Annotated in this window: 16 protein-coding genes; all 16 read left to right on the top strand. The window is 60.3% G+C overall.

The window, feature by feature from the left end; all coding sequences use genetic code 11:
- The first annotated feature begins 276 nt into the window (after positions 1-276).
- The gene (locus JFU11_RS02125; protein WP_007902508.1) at positions 277-1,017 is read left to right on the top strand and encodes a flagellar basal body rod protein FlgF; all 741 of its coding nucleotides are present in this window, start codon (positions 277-279) and stop codon (positions 1,015-1,017) included.
- Positions 1,018-1,062: 45 nt separating this feature from the next.
- Positions 1,063-1,848, top strand: coding sequence for a flagellar basal-body rod protein FlgG (gene flgG, locus JFU11_RS02120; RefSeq protein WP_008011001.1), 786 nt, complete (start codon positions 1,063-1,065; stop codon positions 1,846-1,848).
- A gap of 52 nt (positions 1,849-1,900) precedes the next feature.
- On the top strand, positions 1,901-2,596 hold the full coding sequence (gene flgH / locus JFU11_RS02115) for a flagellar basal body L-ring protein FlgH (protein WP_123720668.1): 696 nt from the start codon (positions 1,901-1,903) through the stop codon (positions 2,594-2,596).
- 6 nt (positions 2,597-2,602) lie between these two features.
- The gene (locus JFU11_RS02110) at positions 2,603-3,712 is read left to right on the top strand and encodes a flagellar basal body P-ring protein FlgI (protein WP_008014241.1); all 1,110 of its coding nucleotides are present in this window, start codon (positions 2,603-2,605) and stop codon (positions 3,710-3,712) included.
- 11 nt (positions 3,713-3,723) lie between these two features.
- The gene (flgJ, locus tag JFU11_RS02105) at positions 3,724-5,022 is read left to right on the top strand and encodes a flagellar assembly peptidoglycan hydrolase FlgJ (RefSeq protein WP_201059594.1); all 1,299 of its coding nucleotides are present in this window, start codon (positions 3,724-3,726) and stop codon (positions 5,020-5,022) included.
- A 23-nt stretch (positions 5,023-5,045) separates the two neighbouring features.
- The gene (gene flgK, locus JFU11_RS02100; RefSeq protein ID WP_123720670.1) at positions 5,046-7,106 is read left to right on the top strand and encodes a flagellar hook-associated protein FlgK; all 2,061 of its coding nucleotides are present in this window, start codon (positions 5,046-5,048) and stop codon (positions 7,104-7,106) included.
- Positions 7,107-7,119: 13 nt separating this feature from the next.
- Positions 7,120-8,685: a flagellar hook-associated protein 3 gene (locus JFU11_RS02095; RefSeq protein ID WP_123720671.1), complete on the top strand. Its 1,566-nt coding sequence runs from the start codon at positions 7,120-7,122 to the stop codon at positions 8,683-8,685.
- Positions 8,686-8,778: 93 nt separating this feature from the next.
- Complete coding sequence (locus tag JFU11_RS02090) at positions 8,779-12,351, top strand: glycosyltransferase (RefSeq protein WP_201059593.1); 3,573 nt, start codon at positions 8,779-8,781, stop codon at positions 12,349-12,351.
- Between the two features lie 995 nt (positions 12,352-13,346).
- Entirely contained in the window at positions 13,347-14,120 is a 774-nt protein-coding gene (gene rfbF, locus JFU11_RS02085; protein ID WP_123720673.1) for a glucose-1-phosphate cytidylyltransferase, read from the top strand.
- On the top strand, positions 14,102-15,184 hold the full coding sequence (gene rfbG, locus JFU11_RS02080) for a CDP-glucose 4,6-dehydratase (RefSeq protein ID WP_201059592.1): 1,083 nt from the start codon (positions 14,102-14,104) through the stop codon (positions 15,182-15,184). The genes rfbF and rfbG overlap by 19 nt, the downstream gene beginning before the upstream one ends.
- Positions 15,181-15,741, top strand: a complete 561-nt coding sequence (gene rfbC / locus JFU11_RS02075; RefSeq protein ID WP_123720675.1) for a dTDP-4-dehydrorhamnose 3,5-epimerase — start codon at positions 15,181-15,183, stop codon at positions 15,739-15,741. The genes rfbG and rfbC overlap by 4 nt, the downstream gene beginning before the upstream one ends.
- Positions 15,738-16,964, top strand: coding sequence for a class I SAM-dependent methyltransferase (locus tag JFU11_RS02070; RefSeq protein ID WP_201059591.1), 1,227 nt, complete (start codon positions 15,738-15,740; stop codon positions 16,962-16,964). Before rfbC ends, JFU11_RS02070 begins: the two co-directional genes overlap by 4 nt.
- Positions 16,961-17,818: an NAD(P)-dependent oxidoreductase gene (locus JFU11_RS02065; protein ID WP_201059590.1), complete on the top strand. Its 858-nt coding sequence runs from the start codon at positions 16,961-16,963 to the stop codon at positions 17,816-17,818. Before JFU11_RS02070 ends, JFU11_RS02065 begins: the two co-directional genes overlap by 4 nt.
- On the top strand, positions 17,808-18,878 hold the full coding sequence (locus JFU11_RS02060; protein ID WP_201059588.1) for a class I SAM-dependent methyltransferase: 1,071 nt from the start codon (positions 17,808-17,810) through the stop codon (positions 18,876-18,878). The genes JFU11_RS02065 and JFU11_RS02060 overlap by 11 nt, the downstream gene beginning before the upstream one ends.
- 17 nt (positions 18,879-18,895) lie before the next feature.
- Positions 18,896-19,633 carry a cephalosporin hydroxylase family protein gene (locus tag JFU11_RS02055; RefSeq protein ID WP_201059586.1) on the top strand — a complete coding sequence of 246 codons (738 nt, stop codon included), beginning with the start codon at positions 18,896-18,898 and terminating at the stop codon, positions 19,631-19,633.
- Between the two features lie 51 nt (positions 19,634-19,684).
- Positions 19,685-22,618, top strand: a complete 2,934-nt coding sequence (locus JFU11_RS02050; RefSeq protein WP_201121217.1) for a TIGR00180 family glycosyltransferase — start codon at positions 19,685-19,687, stop codon at positions 22,616-22,618.
- Positions 22,619-22,647: the final 29 nt, after the last annotated feature.

The raw sequence follows: 22,647 nt of genomic DNA, 5'->3' as shown, positions 1-22,647 counted from the left end.
CCCCGTTGCGCGAATTTTACGACTGCTGCGCAGCCGAACGGGAGCAAGCTCCCTCGCCACAGGGAACTGAGTCGGTCATGAAGGCCGGCTCTTGCCACCTACCGGCATAACACCGCCGGTTTTTCGTCTTCGACACATTCCCCCAATCCCCTATGAATCCCTCAAGTCCTTTGTTTGCCGGGCCCTGCGCCGCCAGAAAAAAGTTGGTCTGCAAATTGCTTATGGCTCAGCAGTACAGCAGTGGGCGGCAAACGTCCGGCATGCAGAGGAAAGAGTGTGGACAAGTACCTTTATGTGGCAATGACCGGCGCCAGCCAGAATGCACTGGCGCAGAAGGCTCATGCCAACAACCTGGCGAACATCTCTACCAACGGTTTTCAGAAGGACCTGGAACAGGCCCGTTCGATGCCGGTGTTTGGTGACAGCTTTCCGGCGCGTGCGTTTGCCATGACCGAGCGTCCGGCCACCGACTTCTCCCCGGGTGCGCTGGTGCAAACCGGTCGCGACCTCGATGTCGCGGTGCAGGGCAATGGCTGGATCGCCGTGCAGAACCCCGATGGCGGTGAAAGCTACGTGCGCACCGGCAGCCTGAACGTTGACGCGCTGGGCGTGCTGCGCGCCGGCAACGGTATGCCAGTGGTAGGCAATGGCGGGCCGATTGCCGTGCCGCCCGAGCAACAAATCGAAGTCGGCGAAGACGGCACCATCAGCATCCGTGCGATGGGCGAAGGCCCTCGCGTGATGGCCGAAGTCGACCGTATCAAACTGGTCAACCCAGACTTCAAGAACATGACCAAAGGCCTGGACGGTTCGATCCACACCAAGGATGGCAAGCCGGCGCAGGCCGATGCCAACGTCAAGCTGGTGTCCGGGTTCCTTGAGTCGAGCAACGTCAATGCCGTGGAAGAAATGACCTCGGTGCTGGCGCTGGCCAAGCAGTTCGAGCTGCACATCAAGATGATGAACACCGCCAAAGACGATGACCAGGCCATGGCTCGGGTCTTGCAGATCAGCTAATTATCAGAACGTCGCGCCGTAAAACAGGCGCACGAGGAGAATCGAATGCTTCCGGCTCTATGGGTTGCCAAAACAGGTCTGTCCGCCCAGGACACCAACCTCACCACCATTTCCAACAACCTGGCGAACGTATCGACCACGGGTTTCAAACGTGACCGCGCCGAGTTCCAGGACTTGCTGTATCAGATCAAACGCCAGCCAGGCGCCCAGTCGACCCAGGACAGCGAACTGCCGTCGGGTCTGCAAGTGGGTACCGGTGTGCGCATCGTCGGCACCCAGAAAAACTTCACCGCCGGTAGCTTGCAAACCACCGAGCAGCCGTTGGACATGGCCATCGACGGTCGCGGTTTCTTCCAGATTCTGCAGCCGGACGGCACCACGTCCTACACCCGTGACGGTACGTTCCACCTGGATTCCAACGGCCAGATCGTCAACGCCAGCGGCTTCGCCCTGGAGCCGGCCATTGTTATTCCGAACGACGCTCAGACCTTCACTGTCGGCCGTGACGGCACCGTGTCCATCACCGTTGCCGGCAACCCGGCCTCCCAAGTGATCGGCAACCTGCAAACCGCAGACTTCATCAACCCGGCCGGTCTGCAAGCGGTGGGTAACAACCTGTTCCTGGAAACCGCTGCCAGTGGCGCGCCGCAAGTCGGCACCCCGGGCCTCGCCGGTTTCGGTACCACGCTGCAGAACACCCTGGAAACGTCCAACGTCAGCACCGTTGAAGAGATGGTCAACATGATCACCACTCAGCGCGCCTACGAGATGAACTCCAAAGTGATCTCCACTGCCGATCAGATGCTCTCGTTCGTAACGCAGAATCTGTAATCAAGTCTATGAGGCGGCCATGAGGTCGCCTGCAACACCGTGAGGTAGGGTCATGAATCGCTTTGTATCTGTTCTGGCACTGAGTGGGGTCGTCGTGCTCGCGGGCTGCGTCGCTCCGCCGCCCAAGCCCAATGACCCTTACTACGCCCCGGTGTTGCCGCGCACGCCGCTGCCGGCTGCCGCCAATAACGGCTCGATCTACCAGGCCGGTTTCGAGCAGAACCTGTACAGCGACCGCAAGGCGTTCCGGGTCGGTGACATCATCACCATCACCCTGAACGAGCGCACCCAGGCGAGCAAGAACGCCAACTCGCAGATCGACAAGAACAGCGACACCAGTGTCGGCCTGACCTCGTTGTTCGGCTCCAGCCTGACCACCAACAACCCTATCGGTGGCAATGACCTGAGTCTGAACGCCGGCTATAGCGCCGACCGCGCGACCAAGGGCGACAGTAAGTCCGGCCAGAGCAACAGCCTGACCGGTTCGATTACCGTGACCGTCGCCGACGTGTTGCCCAACGGCATCATCGCCGTGCGCGGCGAGAAGTGGCTGACCCTCAACACTGGCGATGAGCTGGTGCGCATTGCCGGCCTCGTTCGCGCCGATGACATCGCCACCGACAACACCGTGTCGTCGACCCGCGTCGCCGATGCACGCATCACCTATTCGGGCACCGGTGCGTTTGCCGATGCGAGTCAGCCAGGCTGGTTCGACCGTTTCTTCCTCAGCCCGCTGTTCCCTTTCTAGGTGGCTATGTTGAATCTTAAACACCTGATGGTGGGCGCTCTGTTGCTGACCGCAGCCTTCGATGCTCAAGCCGAGCGGCTGAAGGACATCGCCAGTATTTCCGGCGTGCGTTCCAACCAATTGATCGGCTACGGCCTGGTGGTCGGGCTTAACGGCACCGGCGACCAGACGACCCAGACCCCGTTCACCCTGCAGACGTTCAACAACATGCTTTCGCAGTTCGGCATCAAGGTGCCGGCAGGTTCGGGCAACGTGCAGTTGAAGAACGTTGCAGCGGTATCGATCAGTGCCGACTTGCCAGCGTTCGCCAAGCCGGGTCAGCAGGTGGATATCACCGTTGCGTCCATCGGTAACTCCAAGAGCCTGCGCGGCGGCACCTTGCTGCTGACGCCGCTCAAAGGTATCGATGGCAACGTCTACGCCGTCGCTCAGGGCAACCTGGTGGTTGGCGGTTTCGATGCCGAAGGTCGTGACGGTTCGAAAATCACTGTCAACGTTCCGTCGGCCGGTCGCATCCCTGGCGGTGCATCGGTCGAGCGTGCGGTGCCAAGCGGTTTCAATCAGGGCAACAGCCTGACCTTGAACCTCAACCGTTCGGACTTCACCACCGCCAAACGCATCGTCGACAAGATCAACAACATGCTTGGCCCTGGCGTCGCTCAGGCCATCGACGGTGGTTCGATCCGCGTGACTGCGCCACTCGATCCGAGCCAGCGGGTCGACTATTTGTCGATCCTCGAAAACCTCGAAGTCGACCCGGGTCAGGCGGTGGCGAAAGTCATCATCAACTCGCGGACCGGCACCATCGTGATCGGCCAGAACGTCAAGGTTTCCCCGGCCGCCGTGACTCACGGCAGCCTGACCGTGACCATCACCGAAGACCCGATCGTCAGCCAGCCTGGCCCTCTGTCCAACGGGCAGACGGCGGTGGTGCCGCGCTCGCGGGTCAACGCCCAGCAAGAAGCCAAGCCGATGTTCAAGTTCGGCCCGGGCACCACCCTCGACGAAATCGTCCGGGCGGTGAACCAGGTCGGCGCGGCACCGGGTGACTTGATGGCGATCCTCGAAGCGCTGAAGCAGGCCGGCGCGTTGCAAGCCGACCTGATCGTGATCTGAGGACGGCGACCATGGATATGCGCAAAAGCGGTCTGGTCAGCAGCAGCGACTCGGGTTCCTACTCGGACCTGAATCGCCTGAACCAGCTCAAGGTCGGCGACAAGAACAGCGATGCGAACATGCGCAAAGTGGCGCAGGAATTCGAGTCGCTGTTCCTTGGTGAAATGCTCAAGTCCATGCGCTCGGCCACCGAAGCGCTGGGCGAGGACAATCCGCTCAATACGCCAGCGGCCAAGCAATACCAGGAAATGTACGACCAGCAGTTGGCTGTTTCCATGTCTCGCGAAGGCGGTGGTATTGGCTTGGCGGACGTACTGATGCGCCAGATGTCGAAGAACAAACCGATGGCGCCGGGAGAGGCTGCAGCGGCGTCTGCCGCTAAGCAAGCTGCCGCGAAAGCCGCCGTGGAAACACCGATTGCCGCCGGTACGGTCGCCACCAACGGGCCGCTGTCGCGTCTCAATGGTGAGCGCCCGTTGTGGGCTTCGCGTTCGGTGAAGACGCCGACAAGCGCGGGGGAGGGCGCTCATCGCAATGACATGGCGCTGATCAATCAGCGGCGTCTGGCGTTGCCGCCGAAACTGGCTGATCGTTTGCTCGCCGGGCTGGTGCCGTCGGCATCGACGGTTGCAACAACCGCCACAACACCGCAGAACAACATCCAGGTGCCGCAAAGCACCAAGGCAGGTTCCGGCCCTCTGTACAACGGCGATTGGCTGGCTTCGCAAACGGATACGACCTCCAGTGGGCGCCTGCAGATTTATGGTCGTGCCATGGCTCAAATACCCCTGGCGCCGGCGAAGAAAGCCTTCAGTTCCGCCGACGAATTCGTCAACACCATGCTGCCGATGGCCAAAGAAGCTGCCGACCGTATCGGTGTCGATCCGCGTTACCTGGTGGCTCAGGCCGCCCTGGAAACCGGTTGGGGCAAATCGGTCATGCGTGCCCAGGATGGCAGCAGCAGCCACAACCTGTTCGGCATCAAGGCCAGCAGTAACTGGAAGGGCGATTCGGCGCGGGCGATCACCAGCGAATTCAGAAATGGCGAGATGGTCAAGGAGACGGCCGAGTTCCGTTCCTATGCCTCTTACAAAGACAGCTTCCATGACCTTGTGACGCTGCTGCAAAGCAATAATCGCTATCAAGATGTGCTGAAGTCGGCCGATAACCCAGAACAGTTTGTACGCGAGTTGCAAAAAGCCGGGTATGCAACCGACCCGGATTACGCAAGCAAGATCTCGCAGATAGCCAAGCAGATGACGAGTTACCAAAACTACGCTGCGGCGGGCGCTTCCACCACGCCTCTATAGGCACAAGGCATAAGGTCTGAACCATGAGTTTGCTCAATATCGGGATGTCGGGTCTGGCCGCTGGCCAATCCTCGTTGATGACTACCGGCAATAACATTGCCAACGCCGACACCGCCGGTTACTCACGCCAGCAAACCGTGCAAGGCACCAAGGCCTCGAATCAGTTCGGCAATGTCTACATCGGCACCGGCACGACCCTCGCCGATGTACGTCGGGTCTACAACAGCTACATTGATGCGCAGCTGCAGACCACCACTTCGCTCAATAGCGACTCGGCTGCCTACGCCGGGCAGATCAGCCCGCTCGATAAGTTGCTCTCGGACAGCGGCACAGGCCTCAATGGTGCCCTGACCAAGTTCTTCGCCTCTGTACAGAACGTCAACGCCAAGCCGGGCGACGATGCTTCCCGTCAATTGCTGCTCAGCGATGCGCAAGCCCTGAGCAACCGATTCAACTCGATCTCCAGCCAGTTGACGCAGCAGAACGCGAACATCAACGGCAACCTGGCTGACATGGCCGATCAGATCAACAAGCTGGCGACCACCGTAGCCCAGTTGAACCAGAAGATCTCCGAAGTTTCCAACGCCGGCGGCCAGCCCAACGATCTGCTCGATGCGCGCAATGAGACCGTACGCCAGTTGTCCACCCTCACCGGTGCGCAAGTGATGGAGCGTGACAATAGCCTCGACATTTACCTGGGCAGCGGTCAGCCGCTGGTCATGGGCAGCACCGCCAGCAAGCTGGAAGTGGTGCCGAGCAAAACCGACCCGTCGCGTTCGGCCATTCAGCTCAATCGCGGTTCGAGCACCATCGACATCACCTCGGTGATGACCGGTGGCGAGATGGGCGGCTTGCTGCGTTATCGCAGCACCGTGCTGGACCCGGCCATGAACGAGCTGGGTCGTGTGGCGCTGGTCGTCGCCGATCAGATGAACTCCATCCAGGCCCAAGGCATCGACAAGAACGGTGACTTCGGTTCGAACCTGTTCAACAACGTCAACAGCGCCGCGCAAATGGCCCAGCGCAGTGTCGCCACAGTTGGCAACAGCGCAGGCTCGGGCAACTTCGATGTGACTATCGAGGACAGCGGCAAGCTGACCATCAACGATTACAAGGTCACCTTCACCAGCGCCACTAACTACACCGTGCAGCGTCTGCCTGAAGGCACCGCCATGGGCGCGTTCAGCACGCTGACCACGCCGCCGCCAGTAATCGACGGTTTCTCCATGACGCTCACTGGCGGCACCGCAGCCGCTGGCGACACTTTCAAGATCACCCCGACCCGCAACGCGGCGACCAACATCAAGACCGAGATGACCGACTCCAAGCGTCTGGCCATTGCGGCGCCGTTGGGCGCGGCCATCGCGCCCGGTGTCAGCGGTACGTTGACCATTCCGGCCAGCGGTCAACCGACCCTGACCACGCAGTTCGATATCTATGACTCGGCCACCACCCTGGCCATTCAGAACGGCCTGAAGACATCGACTCCGGTCAAAATCGTGTTCGGCACGGCCGGTGGTACGACCCAGACTTACCAAATGCTCGATGCCCAAGGTAACGCGCTCAGCAGCGGCACTATCGTGCCGGGCCAGAACAATACGCTGAGCCTGACCATTCCTCTGGTCGACGCCAACGGCGCCGCGATCAATGATCCGGGACCACCAGTCGTGCAGCGTACTGCATCGTTCGACATGACCATCGCAGGCTCCCCGGGTACCTCGACGGCGATCAACGTGACGCTCAGTCAGCCGGGTACTCTGGACAACCGCAACGGCACCAAACTGGCTGGCTTGCAAACCCAGCAGACCGTGGATACCGGTTCGGCCAGTAAAGGCATTTCCCTGACCGACGCCTACGGCAAACTGGTTGAGGGCGTAGGCGCCAAGGCCGCCCAGGGCAAGCTCGACAGCGCTGCCACCGAAGCGATTCTGGCCAACGCCAAGAGCGCCCGCGATTCGCTGTCGGGTGTCGACCTCGATGAGGAAACCGGCAACCTGGTCAAGTATCAGCAGTACTACACCGCTTCTTCGCAGATCATCAAGGCTGCGCAGGAAATCTTCAACACACTGATCAGCAGTCTTTAAGGAGTCGTAGCCCATGCGCATTTCTACCGCCCAGTTTTACGAGTCCTCTGCCGCCAACTATCAGAAGAACTTCTCCAACGTGGTCAAAAGCAGCGAAGAGGCCAGCAGCCTCGTTCGCGTCAACACCGCTGCCGATGATCCGGTCGGTGCTTCGCGCTTGCTGCAATTGGGTCAACAGGCTTCGATGCTCGATCAATACGAAGCCAACACCACCACCATCAAGGCGACGCTGGGCGCCACCGAAGCGGTGATGACCAGCATCAATAACGTGCTGCAGCGCGCCAGGGAACTGGCCATCGGCGCCGGCAACGCCAGTTACACCGATGCCGACCGCCAGGCCAACGCATCGGAGCTGGGGCAGATCGAAGAACAGTTGCAGAGCCTGATGAACACCAAGGACGAGAACGGCAAGTACATCTTCGCCGGCTCCAAGGGCGACACCGTGCCGTTCACCCGCAACGACGATGGCACCTACAGCTACAACGGTGACCAGGTGACGCTTGACCTGGCGATCGGCGACAACATGTCGATGGCCACCAACAGCACCGGTTGGGAGGTGTTCCAGCAAGCGATCAACACCAGCCGCAGCGAGGTCACCCGGACTGCGCCGGTCGTGGATGATGGCCGCGTCGTCCTGTCCAATGGTCAGGTGTCGTCGAGCCTGACCTACAACAGCAAATTCCGTTCGGGTGAGCCGTACACCGTCGACTTCGTCAGCGGTACCCAGTTGCAAATCACCGATTCGGGTGGTAACGACGTGACCGCCGAAGCCAGTCAGGGCGGTGCGTTCAATCCGGCCACCGCAGCTGGCCAGACCGTGTCGTTCCGCGGTGTTGATCTGACCCTGAACATCAATCTGGCGGCCGGTGACACCGCCGCTGCCGTGCTGCCGGGCCACAGCTTTACCCTGGCGGCCAAGCCTGACACCTTTACGGCGACTCGCAGCCCGGGCAACCCGACACCGACTCAGGTGACTGGCAGCAGCATCACCAACCCGGTGGCTTACCACGCCAGTTTCCCGACCGGTTCGGCGGTGATGAAGTTCACCAGCGCCACCGCTTTCGACTTGTATGCGGCACCGTTGACGGCCAACAGCAAGATAGTCTCTTCCGGCACTGTAGCGGCCGGCGTTGCGACCGCCTCGGGCGTGAGCTTCAACCTGTCCGGTGTACCGGCGGCAGGCGATCAGTTCAGCGTGGCGGTCAACACTCACGAAACCCAGAACATTCTGGACACCGTGAGCCAACTGAAAACGGCGCTGAACACGCCAACCAACGGCGATCCAATCCTGACCCAGAAGCTGCAAGCCTCCATCGCTTCGGGCATCGGCAACCTGGCGAGCGGCAACGATCAGTTGTCCAGTGCGCTGAGTTCGGTGGGCGGTCGTGGTTCAGCCCTGGATACCCAGAGCGATACCAACCAGAGCCTGGTCCTGGCCAACACCCAGACCCAGTCGGCGATCCGCGATTCCGATCCGGCCGAAGTGATGACTCGCCTGACCTTGCAACAAACCATGTTGCAAGCGTCGCAACTGGCCTTCAGCAAGATTGCTCAGCTGGGCTTGTTCAACAAGATCTGAGCCTGTGTCTGTCGAGCTGCCAACCGTCTTTTTCTAAGCGGTTCCGAAGTCTCTGCCTGAAAGGGCAGAGGCTCGCCGCTCGAGAGTTTCGTCGTGAATCAACACCCTCTAGTCAGTATCGTCATCCCCGCCTTCAACCCGCGCTTCTTCAGCCAGGCGCTGGAAAGTTCGCTCGCTCAAACCTATGAGAACGTCGAAATCGTCATTTGTGACGACTCGTTGTCCGACGAGATTCGCGACATCGTCGAGTCGTTTGCCGACCCGGTGCACACCGTTCGTTACCTGCGTAACCCCAAGCGTCTCGGCCTGCAAAAGAACCTGCTGCGCTGCGTCGAAGCAGCTCAAGGCGAGTTCATCAAAGTGCTGTGCGATGACGACCGTCTGTTCGCGCCGAGTATTGCCCTGCAAGCCCAGGTGCTGATCGATCATCCCGAGGCCACCCTCGTTTGCGCCCTGCGCATGATGAGCGATGCCAACAACTTCATCTTGCCTCCACGGATCGATAACTGCCGTTTTTCGCCCATCGATTCGTTGCTCAAGGGCGATGACATGTTGGCGATTTTCGAGAGCACGCCGAAGAATTTCATCGGCAACTTCAGCTCGACGCTAATGCGCCGTGCCGATGTGCTCGAGCTGTTGCCTGCGCTGATTCAGGAAGATTGTGGCTTTGTCGCGATGCTTGATTTCGCTTTGTTCGTGTGCCTGTTGCGTCGCGGTAACCTGGCGGCGCTGAACACCGTGCAGAGTACTGAGCGTCAGTACCCGGAGCGTCTGAGCAAGACGCTCGAAATGACTCGGGCCGCTGTGCAGGAATGGGAATGGCTGGCGCAAATGCTGACAGCGCGCGGTGGCGAATCGGCACCGGCCTCGGGTTGGGTGCGCAGCGTTGAATTGAGCAAAGCCTCTGAAGAACCGCGCCAGTGGGAAGAGTTGTGCGTGGTGCGCGTGCTGGGCAACCGCAACACCGTGGTCAATGGCCGAGTGGGCGGCAATAGCGACAGCTATGCCGAGTTCTACCGCGAGTGGCTGTCGGCTCGCACATTCAACCCGGCGGAAGCGCGGCACATGCCGGAACGTATCAGCCGTTGGGCTGTGCGTCCGAATCTGGTGCCGATCGTCATCGACACCGAATCTGACAGCGCCGGGCTGAAAGCCACACTGGCCAGCATTGCTAGTCAACTGTACGCACCGCAAGCAGTGGTGGTGCTGTCCAACGCCGATTGCGATGCCGACGACAAAGTGCTGCAGTTGCCGCTTGAGGCGAACTGGTCGCAACAACTCAATGCCGTGGTGCCGCAACTGGAAGGCGCGCATTGGTTCTATCTGCTGCGGGCGGGTGACACGTTACGCGAATCGGCGCTGCTGGTGCTGGCCGAGCGCATCGCCGGCACGCCGGGCATGCTGTGCGCCTATAGCGATGAAGGCGCGCTGGTCGAGGGTGAGTCCGTCGACCCGGTGTTCAAGCCTGACTTCAACCTCGACCTCATGCGTTCCTACCCCTACGTCGGGCGAACACTGGCATTCGAGCGGGAGCGCTTTTTGGCAGTGGGCGGTTTCGATCCGGCTCACGGCGAACTGGCGCCGCATGATTTGCTTTGGCGTCTGGTGGAAGAGGCCGGGTTGCACACCATCGAGCACATTGCCGAGATTCAGGTGGAGTCGACTCAGACCTTTCCCGACTGGATGTCGTTGCCTGAGGTGATCGAGGGCAGTGAGGCGTTGGTCAGTGCGCACCTGGCACGCATCGGTCTGGAACACCGGATTCGCCATGAAGAGTTGTCGCTGCTCAATCGCATTGATTACCTGCACAGCCACCGACCTTTGGTCTCGATCATCATTGCGGCGGGCACGTCGCTGGCCGCGTTGCAGCGCTGCACTGAAAGCCTGATCGAAAATACCACCTACACCGAATACGAAATCCTGATCGTCGATGAAGGTCGCGGCGATGCGGCGATGGCCGACTGGCTGAGTGCGATGGCCCAGTTGGGCGCGGCGATGCTGCGGGTGCTGCGTTATGACGTGCGTTCCGGTGAAGCGGCCATTGTCAACTTCGCGGCCAGTCATGCCCGTGGCGAGTACCTGTTGACGCTCAGCCCGCGCAGTGTGATTTGCGCGGGCGACTGGCTCGCCGAACTGCTCAATCACGCTCAGCGCCCGGAAGTCGGCGTGGTGGGCGCGCGGCTGCTGGGTTCCAATGGTGCGATCGTCTCCGCCGGCCTGATTCTGGGGTTGGCCGGGCCTGCCACTTCGCCGTTTCTCGGCGAGCATGCCAGTGCCCGGGGTTACATGCAGCGTCTGCAAGTAGCGCAGAACTGGAGTGCTGTCAGCAGTGATTGCCTGATGGTACGCAAAGAGGTATTCGACAGCCTGGGTCAATTGGATGAGGCTCAGTTCAACCTGGGCCTTGGTGGTGTTGATCTGTGCCTCAAGGCGGGTAAAAACGGCTACCTGATTGTCTGGACGCCTTTTGCGACTGTGATGATGGGTGAAGACGCGTCGCCTGCAACGTCGCAGGCCGATGTGCAGGCGCAGGTGCTTGAACACGAAACCTTCTACAAAAAGTGGCTGCCGACAATCTCCCGTGATCCTGCCTACAACCCGGCGCTGACGCTAGGCGTGGCGAGCTTCAGTCTGGAGCCTTCGCTGCGTAATAACTGGAATCCGTTCTGCCATCGCGACCTGCCGCTGATTCTCGGGTTGCCGGTCAACGAGTCAGCGATCGGGCATTACCGTGTGACTGCGCCTCTGGCAGAGCTTGAGGCGGCGGGACGAGTCATTACGCGCGTGGCTTATGAGTCGCCATCGAGCGTGGAAATCGAGCGTCTCTCGCCCGACACCATTATCTTGCAAGGGCGCTATAACGGCGGCTCGGCGGCAGACATTCTGCGCATGAAGAAATACTCCAGTGCCCTGCGGATTTTCGAGCTGGACGACTACGTTGTCAGCACGCCAAAAAAGAACAGCCACGCCCGCAACAAGCCGGTCAACACCGAGCAGATGTTGCGTGATGGCATCGCCCTGTGCGACCGCGTGGTGGTGACGACGCAGGCACTGGCTGATGTGTTGTCGAGCATGCACAGCGAAATTCGCGTGGTACCCAACATGCTGCCGCCCGCCCCATGGGCGACCTTGACCAGTCAGCGCCGCACCTCGAAAAAACCACGGGTTGGCTGGGGCGGTGGCACCAGTCACACCGGCGATCTGGAGATCATTGCCGAGGTGGTCCGTGAGCTGGCCAATGAGGTGGAGTGGGTATTCTTCGGTATGTGTCCGGACGCCTTGCGCCCGTACATTCACGAATTTCACGGCACCATTGATTTGCAGAGTTACCCGTACAAGCTGGCGAGCTTGAACCTTGATCTGGCACTGGCTCCGTTGGAATTCCACATCTTCAACGACTGCAAAAGTAACTTGCGGTTGCTGGAATATGGCGCGTGCGGGTATCCGGTGATTTGCACTGATACCCGCGCTTACGAGGGTTTCTTGCCATGTACCAAAGTTTTGAGCAACAGCACTGAGGAGTGGTTGCAGGCGATCCGCATGCACTTGGCTGACCCGGATGCCAGCTATCGCATGGGGGATGAATTGCGTGAGGCGGTGCATCGGGATTTCATGTTGCGTGGGGATAATCTTCAGCACTGGTTGTGGGGGTGGTTGCCGGACTGATTTTTGGTCTGTGTGCATATCCGTTATTTCTGTTACGGCGACTTAGGGTTCCGCCCTTACGGCGGGTCACTTTGGAAAAGCCCCAAAGTAACCAAAGGGCTTCTGCCCCTTTCGTTCGGTGCCTCGCCCAGGCTCGGCATGCCCTCGCTCCGGTCCTGCTCCGTGGGCCCGCCGCCATCGGCCATCCATGGCCGGGGGCGGCTAACCCGGCATCCATGCCGGGTTGCCCACTGCGCAGAACCTCCACTCGGCCTCTCGAGGGGGCGGTGCGTCAACATCAACAGCTGCAGGCGAGCTAACGCTCGGCCTGTTGAGTGGTGAAAGGCAAGGCGGATGTACTCTGATTTTTTGTGGGGGGCTTGTCGGTCGCGCATCGCTGCGATGACAGCCTGTCAGCCGACCAATCTTCCCCAGATGTACCCCGTCCAACTGTGGGAGCGGGCTTGCTCGCGAAGCTGTTGATCTTGCCGTTGCCGTTGCTTCGGCTTTTGATCTTGATCTGCCGCCCCTTTCCCAGAGGCCGAACGCAGGCGTTGCGCAGGGGGCACCGCGGCAAGGATGCCGGGGTAGCCGCCCCCGGCCATGGATGGCCGATGGCGGCGGGCCCCCGGAGCAATGCCTTCGTTATGGCATGCCGAGCCTAGGCGAGGCACCGAATGGCGGGGCAAAAACGCTTTGGTTACTTTCGCGCTTTTCGAAAGTGACTCGCTGTAAAAGCGAAACCAATAGAAGCCATTACCAAAAAAACGGATATGTACCCCAATCCCTAAATCCCCGGTCACAGCAATCACCTCCCACCTCAAAAAACCACCAACCCCCATCAGTCGCCCACCCCAAACAATTGGCTCACTTCCTGCAAGTCCCCCATATATCGCCATAAAACCTTCACTCCAAAGGCGTGAAGGCCCCAGTGGCTGCGGGTAAATGATGTGCATCTGACGGTTCGCCGACCCTTGCGGGGGTGGCCAAGCCGCGTGAAGAGCAAGAGGACAGCGATGAAGGCAGTAATTCTGGCGGGTGGTCTCGGTACGCGGATCAGCGAAGAGTCGCACCTCAAGCCCAAGCCAATGATCGAAATCGGCGGCAAGCCAATTCTTTGGCACATCATGAAACAGTATTCGGCCCACGGGATTCATGACTTCGTGATCTGCCTTGGCTACAAGGGCTACGCAATCAAGGATTTTTTCGCCAACTACTTCCTGCACACCTCCGACGTCACCTTCGACATGTGCAACAACCGCATGGACGTTCACCAGAACTACAGCGAGCCATGGCGTGTGACCCTGATCGACACCGGCGAAGACACCATGACCGGTGGCCGTCTGCGTCGTGCCGCGCGTTATCTGGAAGGCGAACAGGCGTTCTGCTTTACCTACGGCGACGGCGTCTCGGACCTCAATATTGGCGCTCTGGTGGACTTCCACCTCGCCCACGGCAAGCTGGCTACCGTGACCGCCGTGCAGCCGCCGGGACGTTATGGCGCCCTGGAGCGCGACGGTGACAGCGTTAAAGGATTCATTGAGAAGCCACGCGGTGACGGCGGCTGGATCAATGGTGGTTTCTTTGTGCTGTCGCCAAAAGTGCTGCCGTACATTGGCGACGATCAAACTTCCTGGGAAGCCGAGCCGCTGGCCGCGCTGGCCAGCGAACAGCAGTTGCAAGCCTTCCAGCACGACGGTTTCTGGCACCCGATGGACACCCTGCGTGACAAGAACCATCTCGAGGCGTTGTGGCTGAGCGGGGAGGCCCCATGGAAACAATGGGACTGAGCCCGGAGTTCTGGCGCGGCAAGCGCGTTCTGCTGACCGGCCATACCGGTTTCAAAGGCAGTTGGCTGACGTTGTGGCTGCAAAGTCTGGGTGCCGAGGTCAGCGGTTTTTCGCTTGACCCATCCACCGAGCCGAGCCTGTTCGAACTGGCGCGGGTGGCCGAAGGCATCAACGATCAGCGCGGTGACCTGCGTGATCTGGGCGCCTTGCTGGAACTGATCGCCGATGTGCAGCCGGAAATCGTCCTGCACCTGGCGGCTCAGCCGCTGGTGCGCGAAGGCTATCGAGACCCGCTGGGAACGTACTCCAGCAACGTCATGGGCACCCTCAATCTACTCGAGGCGATCCGCCAGGTCGGCGGCGTGCGCGCCTGCGTGCTGGTGACCACCGACAAGGTTTATGCGAACAAGGAATGGTTGTGGCCGTATCGCGAGGACGAAGCCCTCGGCGGCCATGATCCTTACAGCAGCAGCAAGGCTTGCTGCGAATTGTTGGCGCAGTCTTATGCCGCGTCGTTTTTCCCGGCTGACAAGTACGCCGAGCACGGTCTGGCCCTGGCCACCGCGCGTGCCGGCAACGTGTTGGGCGGTGGAGATTTTGCCCCGGAACGTTTGATTCCTGACGTGCTCAAGGCCTGGTCGGCGGACGAGCCCGTGACCTTGCGCTACCCGCAAGCCGTGCGCCCGTGGCAGCACGCGCTTGAGCCTTTGGCGGGTTATCTGCAACTGGCCGCCGGCCTCTACGAGCAAGGCCCGAAATTCGCCGGCGCGTGGAACTTCGGCCCGAGCGAAGCGGACATGTGCAGCGTCGGCGAAGTGGTCGAGCAGCTCGCCAGCCGCTGGCCGCAAGCGCGCGGCTTGCGCATCGAACCGAGTGATTTGCATGAGGCTGGTCTGCTGCGTCTGGACAGCAGCCGCGCCCGTCAACTGTTGGCCTGGCAACCGCGCTGGTCATTGCAGCAATGCCTGACCCAGACCCTCGATTGGCACCTGGCGTGGCAGAACGGCGATGACATGCGTGAAGTCACCCTGGGCCAGTTGAACCTGTACCGAGGCGCGCTGTGAGCGAATTTCTGTTGAAAGCCTTGCCGCTGGCCGGTCTGTTCAGCGTGCAACACAAACGCTTCGAAGATGATCGCGGGCACTTCGCGCGGCTGTTCTGCGAAGGCAGCCTGAGCGCCTTCGGCCAGCCGTTTCACATTCGCCAGATCAACCATTCCTGCACACGTTTACGGGGCAGTGTGCGCGGCCTGCATTACCAGAACGCCAGTGCGCCGGAAGCCAAGTTGATCACCTGCCTGCGTGGGGAGGTCTGGGACGTGGCGGTGGACTTGCGCCCGGACTCCGAAACCTTTCTGCACTGGCACGCCGAACACCTGAAGGCTGGCGACGGTCGCAGTTTGCTGATCCCGGCCGGGTTCGCCCACGGTTTCCAGACCCTCACCGATGACGCCGAATTGCTCTACCTGCACAGCGCCGATTACACGCCTGCGCACGAGGGCGGTTTGAGCGTGAACGATCCACGACTGGCCATCGCCTGGCCGTTGCCTGTCAATAATCTGTCGGCGCGGGATTCCAGCCATCCTTTGCTCGATGAACACTTCGCTGGAGTGCGTGTATGAATTGCCGTGGTTGTGGTACTCCTCTGGCTTTGCCGCTGATTGACCTGGGCACCTCGCCGCCGTCCAACGCTTATGTGCGCGCGGATCAACTTGAGCAAGCCGAACAATGGGTGCCGCTGAAAGTTGCAGTGTGTCAGCAGTGCTGGCTGGTGCAGACCGAGGATTACACCAGTGCCGACAGCCTGTTTGACGCCGAATACGCGTATTTCAGTTCGTTCTCCAGCACCTGGCTGGCCCACGCAGAGCGCTATGTGGCCGAGATGGTCGAGCGCTTCGGCCTGACCGCCGACAGCCGTGTGGTGGAAATCGCCGCCAACGACGGTTACCTGTTGCAGTACGTGGCCAGACGCGGCATTCCTTGCCTGGGCGTCGAACCGACCCGCAGCACCGCGCAAGCGGCGCGGGAAAAAGGCCTGGAGATTCGCGAACTGTTCTTCGGTCGTGACACCGCTGCGCAGCTGAACAGCGAAGGCTGGGCCGCCGACCTGATGGCCGCCAACAACGTGTTGGCCCACGTGCCGGACATCAATGATTTCCTCGGTGGTTTCGCCACTTTGCTCAAGCCGACCGGTGTGGCGACGTTCGAGTTTCCGCAACTGCTGACGCTGATGGCGGGGCAGCAGTTCGACACGCTGTATCACGAGCATTATTCCTACCTGTCCCTGACCGCCGTGCAGGCCTTGTGCGAACGCAATGGTCTGGAAGTGTTCGATGTCAGTCAGCTGTCGACCCATGGCGGTTCGCTGCGGGTGTTCGTCCAGCGCATCGATGGCGAACGACGTGAAGTGCAGTCAGCCGTTCAGCAGCAGTTGCAGGCCGAACTTGCAGCGGGGGTGAAAACGCCTGAGTACTACACGACCCTGGCGCCCGCTGCCGAACGCATCAAGCACCAACTGCTGCGGTTCCTGTTGCAGGCCAAGGCCGACGGCAAGCGCGTGGTCGGTTATGGCGCTGCGGCCAAGGGCAACACGTTGCTCAACTACGCCGGGGTCAAGCCGGACCTGCTGGCCTGGGTTGCCGATGCCAACCCGCACAAACAGGGCAAGTATTTGCCGGGCAGTCGCATTCCGATCGTTTCACCGACGCAGATCGATCTGGAGAAGCCGGATTACATTCTGGTTCTGCCATGGAATCTGTTGCATGAAGTCAGTCAGCAACTGGCGCAAGTACGGCAGTGGGATGGCCGCTTCGTGATCGCCGTGCCTGAGTTGACCGTGCTGTGAAAGTGCTCGTGACCGGTGCCACCGGGTTCGTCGGCCGCCATCTGGTTGCAGCCTTGCTCGCCCGAGGCTGCGAAGTCCGGGCCGTGGCGCGTAACGCCGAGGCCGCTGCGAATTTGCCGTGGATCAATGCCGTGGAGTTCATCGCGGCGGATATTCACGCCGACGATCTGAACATCGCAGCGCTGACCGATGGCATCGACGCCCTGGCGCATCTGGCGTGGCCGGGGTTACCGAACTATCAGGCGCTGTTCCATTTCGAGCATAACTTGACGGCCGATTACCGGTTCATCAAGGGCGCGGTCGAGGCGGGTGTGTCGCAAGTGTTGGTCACCGGCACCTGTTTCGAATATGGCCTGCAGAGTGGGCCGCTCAGCGAGCAGACCTCGCCGCAACCGAGTAACCCTTACGGGTTGGCGAAGAACACGCTGCGGCTGTTCCTCGAAAATCTGCAGCGGGTTCAACCGTTCACCCTGCAATGGGCGCGGTTGTTTTACCTGCACGGGGAAGGGCAGAACCCGAACAGTTTGCTCGCAGCGCTGGACCGGGCAATCGATGCCGGTGACGAGTGCTTCAACATGTCCGCCGGCGAACAGTTGCGCGATTACCTGGCGATTGAAACGGCGGCCGGTTACCTCGCCGCGATCATGCAGCAGCGTGAATTCGACGGTGTGATCAATTGCTGCAGCGGCCAGCCGATATCGGTCAGAACGCTGGTCGAACAACGGCTGCGTGAACGTGGCGCGTCGATCGATTTGAACCTGGGTCATTACCCATACCCGACCCACGAGCCGATGGCGTTCTGGGGTGTGGCAGACCGCTTGCAACAGCTACTGGGAGCAGAGCATGAAGCATGAGTTGTATCGGGTCGCCGACCTGCCGGTGTTGCAAAACCGTACCTTTGCCGACGCGCAATCGGCGAAAGCTTCTGCCTGCGCCGACATGGTGCTGGTGCAGGACGAGCAGAGCGGGCTGATCTTCAACCAGGCCTTCGATGCCAACAAGCTCAGCTACGACGCCGATTATCAGAACGAGCAGGCTCATTCCGGCCAGTTCCAGAAGCACCTGCGCGATGTCGAAGGGATCATTGCCCGTCACTTCAAGGGCCAGGAACTGATCGAAGTCGGCTGCGGCAAAGGCTACTTTCTTGAACTCCTGAAAGGTCTGGACTACGCCATCACCGGCATCGACCCGGCCTACGAAGGCGACAGCGTCGATGTGATCAAGGCGCCGTTCACTCGCGGTCTGGGTCTGTCGGCAGACGCGATTGTGCTGCGTCACGTGCTGGAGCATATCCAGGACCCGGTGAATTTCCTCGCCGAAATGGCCGATGCCAATCAGGGCGGGCAGATCTACATCGAAGTGCCGTGCTTCGACTGGATCCTGGAGCATCGTGCCTGGTTCGACCTGTTCTACGAGCACGTCAATTATTTCCGCCTCGATGACCTGCGCCGGATGTTCGGCACGGTGCATGAGGCCGGTCACCTGTTCGGTGGCCAATACCTGTACATCGTCGCTGACCTTGCAACATTGCGTCTGACGCCGGAGCAACCGGTGCCGCGCCTCGAGCTGCCTGAAGGTTTCACCAGCAGCCTTGAGCACGCGGTGCAGATTATTCAGGCCGCACCCGAGCAAGGTTCGGCGATCTGGGGCGCGTCTTCCAAAGGCGTGATTTATTCGCTGTTCCTGCAACGAGCGGGCGTGGCGGTGGATCGCGTGGTGGATATCAACCCGGCCAAACAGGGCCGATATCTGCCCCTGAGCGGCGCACGGGTGTCCTCGCCGCAAGAGGCCATGGACGCGCTGCCCGAAGGCGCCAACCTGTTTGTAATGAACTCCAATTACCTCGAAGAAATCAAGCGGATGACCGGTGGACGCTACGTCTACCACGCCGTCGACAGCGCTTCGTTCCAGTGACTATTGAGATTCCAAAAATGACCGACAACACCATCAATAAAGCCTTCGAAGCCGAATGCCAGGCAGAAATCGCGCGTCAGGGCGACGACCAGAAACTCACCGGTCTGGCCCAGGATTTTTTCAACCAATCGGCCAGGCACAAGTACAGCTACCACTTCTCGTGGATGGGCCGTCCGATCATCCAGTTGCCGCAAGACATGATGGCGATGCAGGAAATCATCTGGCAGGTCAAACCGGACCTGGTGATCGAATGCGGCATCGCCCACGGTGGTTCGATCATCTACTACGCTTCTTTGCTGGAGCTGCAAGGCCACGGTGAAGTGCTGGGTATCGACCTCGACATTCGCCCGCACAACCGCGACGCCATCGAAAGCCACCCGATGAGCAAGCGCATCAAAATGATTGAAGGTTCGAGCATCGACGCGGCCATCGCCGAGCAAGTGCGTGCCGCGGCCGAAGGCAAGAAGGTCATTCTGGTACTCGACTCCAACCACACCCACGACCACGTGCTGGAAGAGCTGCGCCTGTACGCGCCACTGGTTTCGGTGGGCAGCTACTGCGTGGTCATGGACACCGTGGTCGAAGACATGCCGGCCGATTTCTTCCCGGACCGTCCATGGGGCCCGGGCGACAACCCGAAGACCGCCGTGTGGAAATACCTGGAAGAAAACGCTGACTTCGAAATCGACCGTCAGTTGCAGAACAAGTTGCTGATCACCGTGGCGCCGGACGGTTATCTGCGTCGCGTTCGTTAATCATTATTGAATCTGTGTTCTCGGCGCTTGGCCGGTTGTGGGGATAGAAATATGCACGTTCAAAACACTGCTCGAAACGATATGGCACCGCTGAATGAACGGTTAACGGTGGTGGTGATCTCCCACAATCGCAACGCCTATCTGCGGCGCACCTTGCAGTATTACAGCAGCTATCCCTGCACGATTCTGGTTCTGGACTCTTCGCTGCAGAGCGACGAGAACATTACCCGTGATTACCCGATGGTCGATTACCGGCACCTGCCGCAATTCACCTACACCGGTTTGCAGGAAAAACTCGCCTATGGTGTGAATCAGGTGACCACGCCGTACATGGTGTTGGCGGCCGATGACGATTTCCTGCTGCACGATGCGGTCACCGAGTCGCTGGAGTTTCTCGAAGACAACGCCGATTACGGCATGTGCCACGGCTACGGAATCATGTACCTGGCACGCGCCACGGAAGTGAACTACTTCCGTCGCGATCGCAAGGGACCGGAAGATTATTGCTCGGATCAGGCCGAGGATCGCCTGATGCAATTCATGGGGCACTTCCTGCCGCCGTTCTATGCGGTCAGCCGCACGGCGTTGCTGCAAGACTGGCACAACGCGCTGCTGCCGGGCACCAGCTTCGAGTGGCAGGAAATCGGGCATGCCTATTACATGCTCGCACGCGCCAAGGCGCGGGTTTTGCCGATCCCGTTCGCCGTGCGGGAAATCCCCTACGGTGCCTCGGAGCACAACACCAACGTCCTGACGGTGTTGACGCTCAAGGACGCGAAAACCGTTGCCGACCGCGAGCACTTTGCCGAGTTTCTGGCCTCGTTGCCCACCGGTATGAGCCACAAGACGCTGGCCGAGGGCAAGCAGGTTGCACTGGACAGTTTCGCCACCATGGCCGACTGCTTGAATAACATGCGTTCGCTGAAGGGGACGCTGATTTTCACCTCGGCCTGGCTGGAGGCCGGCAAAGAGCCGGTGCGTACGTTTAATACCGAGCAGTTTGTCGAAATGCCGTTCTACAACCAGCCGGTGTTCGATCTGCTGACCGAATTCGAATTCCTTCTGCACACCATGCCCGCCGGTAAATTGCAATTGCAGGAACTGGAAGGCATTTTGCTCAAGCAGCATGAGCTGATGCGCGTTCATCCCAACGACAACGAGCGCACCCTGCGTAGCCGATTGTGGGAAGCCCTGAGCCTCTATGCGTTCAACCGCACCGTCATGGCACGTCTGACCGCGTCGTTGAAAGGCACCGAAGACGAGGAAGAAGGCCTCAAGCTGCAAGCCTGGGCCGAACGCCTGGCGTCGGTGCCGGCACAGGACGAACAGTCACTGTTCCAGAACATGCCGTCCGGGCGCCTGCTGGACTGGCTGGATGCGCGCAGCCCTGATGCAAAACAACTCAAGTCGATTGCGGCGCACTTGGCCAAACACAACGGCGGTCCGCAATTCGGGATCATGTTGCTGGACCTGGACGCCGACATGGTCAAGTTGCAGAGCACCTTTGACAGCCTGGTCAGTGGCCACTGCAAGGCCTTCAAACTGGTGGTGTTCACCACGGGTGATTTGCCGGCAACCACTTCGCCGCGTGACACCGTGCATTTTGTCAAAGTGACCGCGACCAATTACGTCGAACGCATCAACCAGAGTGTCGCACAGTCTACCGCCGACTGGCTGGTACTGGCCGAGGCCGGTGATCAGTTCACCGCCAGCGGCCTGCTGCGCGCCAGCCTCGAGTTGATGGGCGCTGAAGGCGTACGCGCCGTGGCCATGGACGAAATCCAGCGTCAGGAAAACGGTTCCCTGAGCGATGTGTTCCGTCCGGGCGTCAACCTTGATCTGCTGCAAACCGTACCGTCGCTGATGGCCCGGCACTGGCTGATTCAGCGTGACGTTCTGGCTGACGCCGGTGGCTACTCGACTGAATACGCATCTGCACTGGAATTCGACTTGCTGCTGCGCCTGATCGAAAACGGCGGGCTGGGTGGCCTGGCGCATCTGGCCGAGCCACTGCTGATCTGCAACGCGCCATCCGCCGAGGAAAATCCTCACGAACGTCAGACCTTGACCCGTCACCTCAGGGAGCGCGGTTATCGCGGTCAGGTCAGCTCCGAGCTGCCGCAAACCTGGCAGATCGACTACCAGCACGCCGAACGGCCGAAGGTGTCGATCATCCTGTGCAGCGAGGACAATCTAGAGACGCTGCAAAGCGCCGTGGTCAGCGTGTTGCAACGCACCCGTTATCAGCAGCATGAAATTCTGATTGCCGATAACCACAGCCAATCCGAAGAACTGGCGACCTGGCTGACCAGCCTGGAAGGTAAGGGCGATCGCCTGCGCGTCTTGCGCTCCGGCAAGCGTCTGAGCGCCTCGGCGCTGCATAACTTTGCCGTGCGCGAAGCCAAGGGTGCCTATGTGGTGCTGATGTCGGCTGACGCCGTGGTGGTCAACTCCAACTGGCTCGACAGTTTGCTCAATCAGGCCCAGCGTCCGGAAGTCGGGATTGTTGGCGCCAAGCTGATGGACATTCGTGGCGTCACCACGCAAGCCGGCCTGGTACTGGGCTTTAATGGTGTGGTGGGTTCGGTGTTTATCGATGAGCGCAAGGATGCCAAAGGCTATATGAACGGTCACCAGGTCGAGCAGAACTACTCGGCGGTGTCCGGGGCTTGCATGATGGTTCGCAAGGACCTTTATGAAGCGGTCGGCGGTCTGGACGAAGAGCACTTCGACGAAGCTTTCGGCGATATCGATCTGTGCCTGAAAGCCGCCGATGCTGGCTACCTGATTGTCTGGTGCCCTCAGGCGCAGCTGCTGCACCCGGGCCTGTTGCCTGACGCGCCTCAGACCGCCGCGGCCTTGCAAGACAAGTGGCAAGCGCGCTTCGCGCACGATTCGGCCTACAACCAGAACCTGGCCTTGACCGGCAAGGGCTTTACCCTCGGCGACGCCTCCAGTGTGAACTGGGCGCAGTTGCTCGCATAAGCCTGGCTGACAGGTAAAAGGACTCAAGG

Origin of the sequence: Pseudomonas sp. TH37 (assembly GCF_016650735.1) — a bacterium.
Lineage (GTDB): Bacteria > Pseudomonadota > Gammaproteobacteria > Pseudomonadales > Pseudomonadaceae > Aquipseudomonas > Aquipseudomonas farris.
This window is presented reverse-complemented; position numbering and strand designations above follow the sequence as displayed.

Excerpts from the sequence above, each read along its gene's own strand:
- flgG (WP_008011001.1), top strand. The coding sequence starts at position 1,063 with ATGCTTCCGGCTCTATGGGTTGCCAAAACAGGTCTGTCCGCCCAGGAC.
- flgH (WP_123720668.1), top strand. The coding sequence starts at position 1,901 with ATGAATCGCTTTGTATCTGTTCTGGCACTGAGTGGGGTCGTCGTGCTC.
- JFU11_RS02110 (WP_008014241.1), top strand. The coding sequence starts at position 2,603 with ATGTTGAATCTTAAACACCTGATGGTGGGCGCTCTGTTGCTGACCGCA.
- flgJ (WP_201059594.1), top strand. The coding sequence starts at position 3,724 with ATGGATATGCGCAAAAGCGGTCTGGTCAGCAGCAGCGACTCGGGTTCC.
- flgK (WP_123720670.1), top strand. The coding sequence starts at position 5,046 with ATGAGTTTGCTCAATATCGGGATGTCGGGTCTGGCCGCTGGCCAATCC.
- JFU11_RS02095 (WP_123720671.1), top strand. The coding sequence starts at position 7,120 with ATGCGCATTTCTACCGCCCAGTTTTACGAGTCCTCTGCCGCCAACTAT.
- rfbF (WP_123720673.1), top strand. The coding sequence starts at position 13,347 with ATGAAGGCAGTAATTCTGGCGGGTGGTCTCGGTACGCGGATCAGCGAA.
- rfbG (WP_201059592.1), top strand. The coding sequence starts at position 14,102 with ATGGAAACAATGGGACTGAGCCCGGAGTTCTGGCGCGGCAAGCGCGTT.
- JFU11_RS02070 (WP_201059591.1), top strand. The coding sequence starts at position 15,738 with ATGAATTGCCGTGGTTGTGGTACTCCTCTGGCTTTGCCGCTGATTGAC.
- JFU11_RS02060 (WP_201059588.1), top strand. The coding sequence starts at position 17,808 with ATGAAGCATGAGTTGTATCGGGTCGCCGACCTGCCGGTGTTGCAAAAC.
- JFU11_RS02055 (WP_201059586.1), top strand. The coding sequence starts at position 18,896 with ATGACCGACAACACCATCAATAAAGCCTTCGAAGCCGAATGCCAGGCA.
- JFU11_RS02050 (WP_201121217.1), top strand. The coding sequence starts at position 19,685 with ATGCACGTTCAAAACACTGCTCGAAACGATATGGCACCGCTGAATGAA.